The following is a 12689-nucleotide window of genomic DNA, read 5'->3' on the forward strand; positions in this document are numbered from 1 at the left end:
GAATGTTCATAGCAAGAGCGTGAGCGTACCATCTATTTTTACTGGAACTTTTTATGGGGGCATATTGTGATTGAACTAACAGGAAGACAACAACGTATTGTGGATATTGTTCAGGAGAGCGCCCCCATTACGGGGGATCAGATTGCTGATCGTTTGTCACTATCCAAACCGACGATCAGGGCGGATCTGTCTTTACTCGTAATGACGGGTTACTTGTCTGCCAAGCCCAAGGTAGGATATTTTCTGGGCCGTGCGATGACTGCATCAGAGCGGTATATGACTGAAATGAGCGATATTAAAGTGAAGGATGTACAGAGTGTTCCGGTCGTGGTGTATGGACATACCACCATCCATGAAGCAGTGGTGACCTTGTTCTTGGAAGATGTGGGAACACTGCTGGTTATTAGCACAGAGGGGGCACTGATCGGAATTATTTCACGGAAGGACTTGCTTAAGGTGACCTTAGGAGATCAGGATATTCGAGAGATCCCGGTCAGCCTGATGATGACAAGAGAGCCGCATATGATATCGGTGTCACCGGAGGATAGCGTTATTGACGCCGTTGGAAAAATGGTATTTCATGAGATCGACAGCTTGCCTGTTATTAAGCGGGAGACAAATGAGCTGGTCGGCCGAATATCGAAGACGACGATAGTTAGAGTGTTATATGCGGCGTTTGATTCGGTACATCACGAAGAGTGAGTATGAATGAAAAAGCCAGGGCGTTTGATTCGGTACATCACGAAGAGTGAGTATGAATGAAAAAGCCTTCGGTACATTAATTTCCATTTATAAAGCAGCAGGGGGAGAAGAGGATGCATTTCGTCGCCGTTTGTTCAGATTCTCTAGGGGAGACAGCCGATCTAGTTGTAAGAGCCGCTTTGCGACAGTTTGAGTCATTGAACATTCAGCTGAGACGGTATCCCCAAATCCGCAGTGAAGATGAGATTCGAGAATTGATGGAAGAGGTTCACCGCAAATCCGGTTTTGTCGCATACACACTCGTTCAACCTGAGCTGCGTGAAGCGATCAAAGAAGAATCCGTTCGATTAGGCATTCGAACCGTCGACATCATGGGACCGATGATGCAGGCATTTATTGATACCTTTCATGACTCGCCTACTCAGCGTCCGGGTGTGCTGCACCGTTTGGATGAAGACTACTTCAGACGAGTTGAAGCGGTCGAATTTGCAGTAAAGTGTGATGATGGCAAGGACACAAGTGCAATTGTAAAGGCGGATATGGTTCTGCTCGGCGTATCCCGGACCTCAAAAACACCGCTGAGTATTTTTCTAGCGCATAAAGGCTATAAAGTGGTCAATTATCCCATCGTACCTGAGATCAAGCCGCCCGAACCACTCAATGAGCCGATCAAAGGCCAAATTATCGGACTGACCATGGATGCAGAGCATCTCCTAAAAATACGCTCTGAACGGCTCAAGGTCATGGGACTTCCCAATGGATCAAAATACGCTTCGCTCGCCCGGATCGTTACTGAGCTGGAATATGCTTATGAACTGTTTGATCGGCTAGGTTGTCCGGTTATAGATGTAACAGATAAAGCAATTGAAGAAACAGCAGGCATTATTTTGGGATATCTATAGTAGAATCCAATAAGGTATACGTGTCTTCGTAATTAAGAGTTAGTGTAAGTAAATAAAGGAATAGATGTAGATGTATATAAGAGTCAAAGAAGCCTGAGCGGGCTTCTTTGTTCTTTGTTCTGTAAGCTATATAGTTTAGAATTATGCCTGCATGGGTTACATATCAGAAGCAGATGATGAAGAAGGAGATGTGATCGAGATGATTATAAGAGAACAAGCACAGCACTTCATTATGATTGAGCAGCATGAGCATGCCAGGCTGTCGGGAGAGATTGCCTCCAGACTCTTACCGGAATTGTTTATTAGGGATACATATAAGAAGGACGTATTGTATGCCATTTACGAGCATGACCGGGCCTGGATTCGGGTAGATGAGGTGCCGATATGGAATGACAAGGAGAAGAAGCCTTATTATTTCGTCAATTATCCTTATCCAGTGAAGCTTAGAATGTACCAGACCGGAATTGAGGAAGTAGAAGAACACAATTCTTATGCGGCCTACCTGGTTAGTCGTCATTTCACACACTTTCCCGATATACAGAACGGGACAGACGAGTTCAGCATATCTTTTTGCGAAGAGGAAGAGCATAGACAGCAGCGTTTGCGTCAACAAGCAGCGCCGCAGGAAGCCGAAGTTGTTGACCAGCATTATCGACTTCTTCAGTTCTGTGACGATCTCTCCCTCTATGTATGTATGAATGAACCAGGAGTCAGCAAGCAGGATGAACATCCTTGGTTCAAGAACGGATTATCTCAAGTAAGCGCAGCAGATACTGATGAGCCTTCCATTCAAGCAAAATGGCTGGACAGCCAGACAGTACAGGTGATGCCATCCCCTTTTGCCACACCGTTTCAGGCCCAGCTATCGTATAAGAAAGTGTCCAAAGAGTGGATTGATGAAAAAGGACTGAATGATGCCTACACACAAACGCCGGAGACGAAGCAGACCCTGCATTTTAAATGAGCGTGGTTACCATCAGCTCCAGACAACCATAACGACAACTTAATAGGAACGCTTTATGGTTACGAAACAGGAACGCTTGCCTTTAGGGAAGGTTCCTTTTTTTGTTTGTTCTACATGAATCTATACATCCTCTTGATTATAGCAAATCAGGGCATCATGAAATGATTTCGTATTAGAACAAATACAATATAAATGTTATAATGGATCACATATTTCGTAAAAACATTATAAAATTTTTGATTTAGAATGGGGTCAGTTCAATTGAAAGAAACAAAGACAGGGCTGGGAAGGTCTTTATTTGTTATTGTGTTTGTTCTCATGATGGCAAAGTTGACATTATTCCGCTTTTTTGTATTTAAAGACATATCATGGGACCGCATTGCTGTGGATGCGATTGCTGTTCTGGTCGTTTTATGCTTATGGGAGCTTCTCTTTTCAGGGAGATGGAAGGGTACAGCTTATTGGAGCTTGAACACATTGTTCTCGGTAATTCTGTTTGCGGCAACGATTTATAACGTCCAGTTCGGTTCCATTCCGACATATACGACATTGCTTAGTCTGAATCAAGTACCACAGGTAGCCTCAAGTATCGGTCTGCTGATTGAGCCGGAGCATTTCTTGTTTTTTGCGGATGTTATGGTGATGTCAATATGGTGGATCGTATACAGAGTTCAAGGTAAACGAAGCGTGTATTCCAGACAGTTGTCCCGGATCGGCATTTTATCGGTTGCCGTCATTGGTCTTGTAATGTCTGGAATGACCATTGCCAAGGATGGCTCGATAGAAAATGAAACCGTTCGTGCTGATGAGCTCGGATTTCTGAATTATCAGGTAGCTCAAGCGATTCTTGCGAATCAGCAGAATAAAATGATTGCTGCAGGTGATATCGAGGAGACCGTTAAGGAAATTAATGAGCATCAAGCCACCTACCCATATCAGCAGCAACCTGAAGAAGATGGTGTGGAAACGATGCCAGTTGGATTCGGTGCAGCAAAAGGGAAAAATCTGATTATCGTTCAGCTTGAATCATTTCAGAATTTCCCGGTTCGTCAGCAGGTAGAGGGACAAGAGGTCACTCCAGTGCTCAATGATCTCATAGAGGAGAGTATGTACTTTCCACATGTATTCCAGCAAATAGGGCAAGGGAATACCTCGGATGCCGAATTTATGACGAATACATCGATCTATCCGATTGGAACGATGGCGATGGCTACTGGATTTGGTGACCGTGTGCTGCCAAGTCTGCCCCGCCTTGTACAGAATGAAGGATATACGGCACAGACCTTCCATGTTAATAGTGTGAGCTTTTGGGATCGAAACAAGATGTATCCAGCACTTCATTTTGATCAATATTTTGATAAGCCTTACTTTACAAATGATCATTTTAACGATTTTGGTGCTTCTGATGAAGAAATGTATCGTGTCGGTCTTGAGAAACTGGTGGATCTTGATGCGCAGAACAAGCCTTTTTACGCACATTTTATTGCAACCTCAAGTCATGCGCCTTTCAAAGTACCGCAGGATCGTATGCAGATGGAGGTTCCGGCACAGCTTGCAGGGACTGCTTTAGGGGATTACCTCACATCATTGAATTATGCTGACTACGCCCTGGGGACATTAATTGATGGACTGAAGGAAGAAGGGCTGTGGGAGGACACCATTCTTGTCGTTTACGGTGATCATTTCGGCTTGCAGAACCAAAGTACCTCTCCGGAGCAAGTCGAGGCCGCGCTGGGCGTTCCATATCATGAGCAGATCAGCCGTTTTAATGTGCCGCTCGTCATTCATGTGCCCGGAATGGAAGGTCGTCAGATTGACACGGTCGGTGGACAAATGGATATATTGCCTACGGTCTCCAATCTGCTCGGCATTTCTTTAAAGGAATCGAAATTCACTGCATTAGGTCAGGATCTGCTCAATATTGATCAGAATGTAATTGGGATGAGATATTACATGCCGACAGGAACTTTCTTCAATAATGAGGTCATGTTTGTGCCGGGCAGCGGTTTTGAGGATGGACAGGCGATTTCTCTTACAACGCTGGAACCGGTCGCCGATATTGAGAAGTATCGCACGGATTATGATTATATCATGAAGCTGATGAAGCTCTCGGATGAATATGTGAAGCTGCTTCCTAAGCGTGGATTCTGATATTATAGAAGGGCACCGTTAACAATAACGGTGTCCTTTAACTTTGAAGCTGCAGTAGAACGGCATTTTTCTATAAGGAAGGTGAAGGTAATGATCAAACTAAGTGTATTAGAGCATGGTTACATAAAAGAAGGATTCACGGTCCACGATGCTTTAAGTGAAGCGACAGAGCTGATTCAATTTACGGAAGGTCTGGGGTATCACCGGTTTTGGGTTTCAGAGCATCATGGCATGCCTGCGCTCTCATTTTCCAGCCCGGAAGTGATGATCTCGCATCTGGCATCTCACAGCTCACGCATACGTGTCGGTTCGGGAGGCATTATGCTGCCGCACTATAGTGCTTATAAGGTGGCAGAAAATTTCCGTCTGCTAGAAGCCTTGTATCCGGGCAGAATCGATCTGGGAATCGGTAGAGCTACAGGTGCCATGCCGCTGGCGACAGCAGCCTTAAACGAAGGGAAAAGGATGAATTCGCAGCAATTTCCGGTACAGATTGATGATCTGATCGGTTATCTATATGAGGATCTTCCGGAAGATCACCGATATGCCCATCTTAAGGCTATTCCGCTGATCGACAGTGTCCCAGAGCTATGGGTGCTCGGATCAAGCAGCGAAGGAGGAAAGATCGCGGCAAGGCATGGCGTATCCTACTCGTTTGCTCATTTCTTTGGCGTACCTGGAGGAGAAGAAGCGATCCATCATTACAAAACCGGGTTTAAGCCTTCGATCGTGAGAGAAACCCCGCGGACTATGATTACCATTAGTGTTGTATGTGCAGATACGGAGGAGGAAGCGAGGAATCTTGCTTCAAGCAATCAGCTGTATTTTCTTGCATTGATGAGAGGAGGACAGCTGTCCGGTTTTCCATCGGTGGAGACGTCGCTTAATTATCCTTACACAGCAATAGAGAAGGAGCAGATCAACAGCAGAAGGCACCTCAGTATTGTCGGCGACCCTGAACAGGTGAAGAGAGGAATACTCAGAATCAGCGAGTTTTATAATGTGGACGAAATCATGATTGCATCTGCCATCCATGATTTTGAAGCAAGGAAGAGATCATTTCAGCTTATTGCGGAAGCGATGAGGGAAGGGGAAGCGTAAATTGATCAAGAATGAAAAAATCAAAGCAGCAGAAGTAGTGGTCACCGGCATAGATGGCGAAGATCTCGGTGTAATGAAGACAAGCGAAGCACTTGCATTAGCCAAGAAGCTAAAGGTAGATCTGGTATGCACAACACTCCTGAGCAGCCCTCCGCCATGCAGGCTTGTTGGAGCGGGAGTTGCCAAGCAGGAAGCGGCGGCCGAGAAGCGCAAGAACCGTGAACCAAAAGTGAAAGAAATCCGGCTGACTCCGCATATTGAGGAGCATGATTATGATACGAAGAAGACACAGATGGAACGTATACTTAAATCCGGCGATATGGTGAAGCTGGTCGTGAAGATTCAAAAGAAAGAAGGAGAGATGGCCAAATCACTACTCGAGAGTCTTGTACGTGATTTGAAGGAGTTCGGCGAGCCAAAGACTGGTATTCAGCTGAGCGGCAAACAGGCAGTCGTGGAATTAATGCCATAAAAAATTTTTTTAAAACAAGGTATAAACATTGGAATACAATTCATTTAACGCTATAATCGTATAGGGAAATACATCCTAACCGGATGCTCACACATGATGACAATAACATATTAACGGAGGTCTCAATAAAATGGGGAAAACATTGATTTTTGGACACAAAAATCCGGATACGGACACCATCTGTTCTGCAATTGCCTATGCTGATCTTAAGAGTAAGCTGGGTCTTGAAGTTGAAGCTGTTCGTCTTGGAGAAGTAAATGGTGAAACACAATTTGCTCTTGAATACTTCAACGTGGATGCACCGCGTTTTGTAGAGACTGTAGCAAATGAAACAAACAGTGTTATTCTGGTTGACCATAACGAGCGTCAACAAAGCGTAAGCGATATTGATCAGGTTCAAATTACGGAAGTCATTGATCACCACAGAATTGCTAATTTTGAGACAAGCCAGCCCCTCTACTATCGCGCCGAGCCAGTGGGCTGCACAGCAACGATTCTTAACAAGCTGTATAAAGAGAACAATGTTGAGATTACGAAACCGATTGCGGGTCTGATGCTGTCTGCTATTATTTCAGATTCACTTTTGTTTAAATCACCAACATGCACTGAGCAGGATATTGCTGCAGCCAAGGAATTAGCTGATATTGCAGGTGTCGATGCGAGCGTATACGGTCTTGATATGCTCAAAGCAGGTGCTGATCTTAGCAAAAAATCCGTTCCTCAGCTCCTTACGCTTGATGCGAAGGAATTCTCAATGGGCGGCTTCAAAGTGGAAATAGCACAAGTTAACACGGTAGATGTCAACGATTTGCTTGTAAAGCAAGCTGAGCTCGAGGCGGTTATCTATCAGACAATTGCTGAGAAGAATCTCGATCTATTTGTCTTTGTCATTACAGATATCCTGAACAATGACTCTGTTGCGCTTGCACTTGGACATAAGTCTGAAGCAGTTGAGCGTGCGTACAATGTCCAGCTTGTGGACAACAAGGCACTTCTGAAAGGCGTCGTATCACGCAAATCTCAGATCGTTCCTGTACTGACAGAAGCATTGTCTTAATATTCTGCTCCAAAATAATAGGGTTGTTCTAATCGCAGTCACACTGCATTAGGACAACCCTTTATTTTTCTTGAGAGATCATCTTTCTATCATTTCTACAGCTGGAAGGCACGGCACACGTTAAGTGCGCACCCTGTAATGACTGCGTCTTCTTTCAGGTTCCCTTTCGAGAATACAGGTTCATACCTTGGATAATAGAAGGTATTCTTCCTGGCGATATGAGTTGCTGTATCAAAGTAGAGCGAGTTGTAATTCACCAAGGTTCCACCTAATATAACAATCTCCGGATGAAACATATTTATTAAATTGGCGAGTCCAATACCAAAATAGACAGCAGACTGCTCAAATATTTCACGTGCGAATGGATCTTCTGCATCCAGTGCTTTGAGAAGATGCTCGAACTGAATTCGATCGGGAGACAATGGGCTGAGTAAGGGACCGAGCGCTCTTCCTGCCTTGGCTTGTGATCGTGCAGTTCTCTCAAGTGCTTGGATAGAGGCGTATGCCTCTAGTGCTCCATAATTGCCGATAGGACCAAGTCTCTGACCATCCATGTGCACGATCATTTGACCGATGGAGCCTTCAGTATCAACGGTACCATGGACAATTTGGCCTTGAGACATAATGGCGGATCTGAGGCTGACTCCGGCATGAACATACAGTGCATGTTGAATACCTTGATCACGCATCGCCCAAGCTTCCCCAATAAGCGCAGCGTTAACTCCGTTCTCCAGATAAGCCTTCCAGCCTGTGGCATTCTCGAGTTGCTGACATATGGGGATATTACGCCAGCCTGATGCCGGAAAGTATAATGGGTCCAGAATGGTCCCCTTGTTCCGATCAACCGGTCCGACGGCACCGATACCAATACCTAATATTTGTGAAGGTTCAAGCTGATGATCCTTGAGAAAGCTCCTCATATGCCCAGCAGCAAATTCAACAAAACGCTCGGGTGTCATTGATTCATCCATCCGCCAGCGCATCACGGATTTTGGATTCATAGCCATGTCAAACAGACCGAGTGTGGAAGAGAACCGGGAAATTTCCAGTCCGAATATGTATTTATAATCAGGTTCGATCTGATAAAGAATGGGACGACGACCGCCGCTGGAAGCGCCGAGGCTTGCCGCCTGAATAAGACCTTCGCTTGTCATCTCCTCAAGCATGCGGGTAAGTGTACTGCTCGTTAGTGAAAAAGCATCTAATAGTTCAGCTTTGGAAATAGGACCATGCTCAGCAATCCAGGAATAGATCAATTTTTTATTTGATTGTAATACAGGTTCTTTTTTGTTCATGAACGTCGCTGCTCCAATGAATGAGGTTATTTTTCACTCTAGATATGATAACGATTATAACTCAGATAAGAGACAATGACCATGTAACTTACATACGGTCTAAATGGATTAAACTCCAAAATTGGAAAAAGGTGATAGGATAATTAAATGGAGGTAAGCATGAGGCTATTAACACATTAATAGAAGGAAGTGACTAGAGACGATGCAGAATAAAGGCTGCTGTTCAGCCAGTAGTTCTTCACACTCGGTGCATAGTGAGGTAGATATTCAAGTTCAATATAAACAGAAGACTGATAAGCCCTCTTCAGCCATAATTCATATGAATTGGACTGATATTCCGGCAGGCTCTTTTGTTATGGGATCGGACACGTCAGAAGGTTTTCCAAGTGATGGTGAAGGGCCTGTTCGAGAGGTGTACGTCGATTCCTTTCGTATGTCAGCCTTTACCGTTACGAATGAACAATTCAGACAATTTATTGAATCTACAGGGTATGTAACGGAGGCTGAGAGATATGGCTGGTCTTACGTATTCCATCTGTTTGTCTCTGAGGAGACCAGACAGCAGGTGCGAAGCACGCCTCAACAGGTGCCTTGGTGGTATGTCGTAGAAGGGGCAGACTGGAAACGGCCAGAGGGGCCCGATTCAAACATTGTGGACCGGCTTAATCATCCGGTTGTACATATCACTTGGAATGATGCCATGGCTTATTGTGCTTGGTCAGGAACTAGACTACCGACAGAGGCGGAATGGGAGTATGCGGCTCGGGGCGGGTTGAAGCGGAAGACATATCCTTGGGGTGATTTGCTGAAACAGGGTGGAAGGCATATGTGCAACATATGGCAGGGGAAGTTCCCAGTCAAAAATAATGCAAGTGATGGCTATATTGGCACTGCTCCTGTGGACTCTTATGAGCCAAACGGATATGGGTTATATAACGTCGCAGGAAATGTGTGGGAATGGTGTGCAGATTGGTTCACTCCGGAGTATCATCGTGAAACGTCAGCCGACAATCCCCTGTATCAAATGGAAACAGGCAGAAGGTCGATGCGCGGCGGTTCCTATCTGTGTCACCGGTCTTACTGTAACCGCTACCGAGTCGCAGCACGTAGCAGCAACACGCCAGACAGCTCAACAGGAAATTTGGGTTTTCGCGTCATCCTAAACTAAAAAATACGGCAGGCCCTAAGCATACTTAAGGGCTGCCGAAATTCTCGATTATTATAATATTGTTAAATGTTCTCTAGCCTACCGCCTGAGGGGTCAATTCGAGCTCAATCTCCTCGGGTGCTTTTTTAAATTCGACCTTCTTGACGCGGTTGCGTCCTACTTCTTTGACGGTGAAGACCATTCCTTCGTGATAATGGGTATGGCCGACTTTGGGGTTCATTAATATGGTGAACAGCCAGCCGCCAATCGTATCGGCGGTTTCTAGATCGAAGTGCAGGCCTGTGAGGTCAGCAATTTGATCCAATTGAATCTTGCCATCTACAATATAATGCATTTCTCCGATCTGTTCGATTTCCTTACGCTCCTCGGAGTCAAATTCATCACGAATTTCGCCGACGATTTCTTCGAGGATGTCCTCAATCGTGATGAGCCCGGCTGTACCGCCGAATTCATCAACAATGACAGCCAGGTGCACCTGTTCTTTTTGCATTCTTTTTAATAGTTCATTCACAGGAGTTGCTTCTGAGACAGACAGTACAGGATGCATAAACTGCTTCAAATCAAACGTTTCATTCTCTCTATAATTCAGGAACAGCTGCTTCGTATTAATCATCCCTACGATCTGATCCTTGCCTTGGTGAGCAACAGGAAAGCGCGTATATTGTTCTCTGTGGATGATGCTCATGTTCTCTTCGAGTGTATTGTTGGTGTACAAGCAAACCATATCGGTACGAGGAATCATGATCTCTTTGGCAAGCTTCTCGTCAAAAGCAAATATACGGTTTACATATCCATATTCCGTATTGTTGATTTTACCGCTTTGGTAGCTCTCGGATAATATAATCTGAATCTCTTCTTCCGAGTGTGCATCCTCGTGCTCCTTCACAGGCTTTAGGCCAAACATTTGAACAAGCTTGTTAGCCGAGCCGTTAAGCAGCCAAATAAACGGATACATAATTTTATAGAACAACATAATCGGTCTTGCAACTAGAAATGTGATTGCTTCGGCTTTTTGAATAGCCAGCGTCTTCGGAGCAAGTTCACCTACAACGACATGTAGGAATGTAACGATCGCAAATGCAATAATGAAAGAGAAGAGATGAACTAATTCATCGGGAGCACCCAGGCGTGCAAACAACGGTTCAATCATAATCGCGACAGTGGGTTCACCTAACCATCCAAGTCCTAACGCTGTAATGGTAATGCCTAGCTGACATGCGGATAAATAACCATCCAGATTCGTCGTTACCTTCTGTACGGCAAGGGCGCCTCTGCGTCCTTCAAGCACCAGCTGGTCGACACGGCTCGGCCTGAGCTTAATGATCGCAAATTCGGTTGCAACGAAGAATGCGGTTAGTACAATGAGTATTGCAAACAAGAATAAATTCAGTCCTATACCCATTAGAGTTCTTCACAATCCTTTTTTATAAATTTGAGTTCATATGAACTAATATACAGAACTTATCCTGTGATTATCAATGGTCTGTAGAGTTTATAATAGACCGTATGAGGTTAATTTGGCCCCAAAAGGAAGTTAGACGCCATATTCCCTTAACCAGACCTCTCTTTACAAGGTTATACGTTCGGCGTAATATAATTCCATGTGATTTTTAAACGTACCGGAATCAATTTCATAACACACGCAAGGGAGGTCCATTAGATGACAGAGTTATTCTCACTTACTCGCTCTGAAATGGCACAATTGCTGCTGTCCATCGAAGGACAACATACAGAAACACCCCTGGCTATGCTTCAAAAAGCATGGAATAAGCATCATCCGTCGGAAGTGGAGAATGGCAATAAACTCCCCGCATTTCTGTCGACTTCTTTACCGCCTATATTAGAGAAGCTCATCAAGGGCAATCGTGCAGCTGGATTCTCATTACAGGAAATTGCTTCACTCGGTCAGCTTGTTGAATATTCCAACGTTTCTATTACATCCATGCAAAATTGGGTGAAACGGGACTTTAAAGAATATCTGTCATCTCCGAAGATCGGGAAAAAGTATTCCATTAATCAAGCCTCACTATTGTTTATCATTGATGATCTTAAATCTGTGCTTGATTTTGAGTCTATACGTCATTTATTTGAAGGCGTATTTAACCAGCCGGAGCGCGATGATGACGATCTGGTTAGTCCACTGAAATTGTACAGTACCTATGCTGAACTGTTCGAACAGCTTGACGGCCAATATGATCAAACGATCCATACGGATAAGACAGTGGAGGAAGAAATACGCTCAGCGGCCAATAAGATGGCGGGCCAGTTTACTCATTTGTCTGAGAAGCAGCATCTAATTGTGCGAAATATTTTATTCATCGCCACATTATCGATCCAAACCACTTATCTGTATTCTCTGTCCAGACGCTATTTGAATGCCACCTTATTTTTATAAATATACAAAAAAAGACAGTCCTCGTACAAAAGTTTAGTTTTTGTACACGACTGTCTGATTTTTTGGTAATTCATTTTTGGTTAGTTACCTTTCATTCCATCCGCCAATAATACTCGAGAGCAACATACACTCCTCATCCTCCAGCTCGGCAATAAAGATGAGGCTCTCATGATCCTCTGGATCGGAACAGTAAATTTCACGTCGTCCATCCTCATGATGAACAATGATGAAATTGGAACCTGCTTTCGTCTCCAATTGATACTTCATCCCTACACCAGGCAATTCAGATTTGAGAAGTTCCATGGGAATAATCCCCTTTCTTAGCTTTAATTCTTATTCTAGTTCATACACTCAAAGCCGTATTTTACTATCTGTGTACATGTAATGCAAGCCAAATGCATTATATTTTTTGTGAAAATACAAAAATGGCCATAGTCGACATATCCTGAGGAGATTAGGGGTAAAACGTCATAAACCTCTGT

At 44.3% G+C, this 12689-nt stretch carries 12 protein-coding genes; 9 read left to right on the forward strand and 3 right to left on the reverse strand.

Features of this window, described 5'->3' with window-relative positions:
• Positions 1-66 precede the first annotated feature (66 nt).
• The 7 genes from BM415_RS05885 to BM415_RS05915 all read left to right on the forward strand — a co-directional run bounded on the left by BM415_RS05885 (position 67) and on the right by BM415_RS05915 (position 7349).
• Entirely contained in the window at positions 67-702 is a 636-nt protein-coding gene (locus tag BM415_RS05885) for a helix-turn-helix transcriptional regulator (protein WP_091155622.1), read from the forward strand.
• A 113-nt stretch (positions 703-815) separates the two neighbouring features.
• Positions 816-1604, forward strand: coding sequence for a pyruvate, water dikinase regulatory protein (locus BM415_RS05890; protein WP_091155624.1), 789 nt, complete (start codon positions 816-818; stop codon positions 1602-1604).
• A gap of 151 nt (positions 1605-1755) precedes the next feature.
• Entirely contained in the window at positions 1756-2568 is an 813-nt protein-coding gene (locus BM415_RS05895; RefSeq protein WP_091155627.1) for a DUF3891 family protein, read from the forward strand.
• A 261-nt stretch (positions 2569-2829) separates the two neighbouring features.
• Positions 2830-4719 carry an LTA synthase family protein gene (locus BM415_RS05900; protein WP_348272306.1) on the forward strand — a complete coding sequence of 630 codons (1890 nt, stop codon included), beginning with the start codon at positions 2830-2832 and terminating at the stop codon, positions 4717-4719.
• 90 nt (positions 4720-4809) lie between these two features.
• Entirely contained in the window at positions 4810-5820 is a 1011-nt protein-coding gene (locus BM415_RS05905; protein ID WP_091155632.1) for an LLM class flavin-dependent oxidoreductase, read from the forward strand.
• Between the two features lies 1 nt (position 5821).
• A complete protein-coding gene (infC, locus tag BM415_RS05910) occupies positions 5822-6292 on the forward strand; it encodes a translation initiation factor IF-3 (protein WP_091155635.1) in 471 nt (156 codons plus the stop codon).
• Positions 6293-6422: 130 nt separating this feature from the next.
• The gene (locus BM415_RS05915; protein WP_091155636.1) at positions 6423-7349 is read left to right on the forward strand and encodes a manganese-dependent inorganic pyrophosphatase; all 927 of its coding nucleotides are present in this window, start codon (positions 6423-6425) and stop codon (positions 7347-7349) included.
• 95 nt (positions 7350-7444) lie between these two features.
• On the opposite strand, the gene BM415_RS05920 is transcribed toward BM415_RS05915, so the two are convergent.
• Positions 7445-8644 (reverse strand): ROK family transcriptional regulator, encoded by a 1200-nt coding sequence (locus BM415_RS05920; RefSeq protein WP_091155639.1) that lies wholly within the window; start codon positions 8642-8644, stop codon positions 7445-7447.
• Between the two features lie 319 nt (positions 8645-8963).
• On the opposite strand from BM415_RS05920, the gene BM415_RS05925 reads away from it, so the two are divergent.
• Positions 8964-9812: a formylglycine-generating enzyme family protein gene (locus BM415_RS05925; RefSeq protein WP_244533258.1), complete on the forward strand. Its 849-nt coding sequence runs from the start codon at positions 8964-8966 to the stop codon at positions 9810-9812.
• Positions 9813-9885: 73 nt separating this feature from the next.
• On the opposite strand, the gene BM415_RS05930 is transcribed toward BM415_RS05925, so the two are convergent.
• Positions 9886-11214: a hemolysin family protein gene (locus BM415_RS05930; RefSeq protein ID WP_170862381.1), complete on the reverse strand. Its 1329-nt coding sequence runs from the start codon at positions 11212-11214 to the stop codon at positions 9886-9888.
• A 258-nt stretch (positions 11215-11472) separates the two neighbouring features.
• On the opposite strand from BM415_RS05930, the gene BM415_RS05935 reads away from it, so the two are divergent.
• A complete protein-coding gene (locus BM415_RS05935) occupies positions 11473-12207 on the forward strand; it encodes a DUF1836 domain-containing protein (protein ID WP_091155644.1) in 735 nt (244 codons plus the stop codon).
• A gap of 84 nt (positions 12208-12291) precedes the next feature.
• Here the strand turns inward: BM415_RS05935 and BM415_RS05940 are convergent, their stop codons facing one another.
• Positions 12292-12510: a cation:proton antiporter regulatory subunit gene (locus BM415_RS05940; RefSeq protein WP_047910171.1), complete on the reverse strand. Its 219-nt coding sequence runs from the start codon at positions 12508-12510 to the stop codon at positions 12292-12294.
• Between the last annotated feature and the right edge of the window lie 179 nt (positions 12511-12689).

The organism is Paenibacillus sp. 453mf (assembly GCF_900116105.1).
GTDB classification, from domain to species: Bacteria; Bacillota; Bacilli; order Paenibacillales; family Paenibacillaceae; genus Paenibacillus; species Paenibacillus provencensis.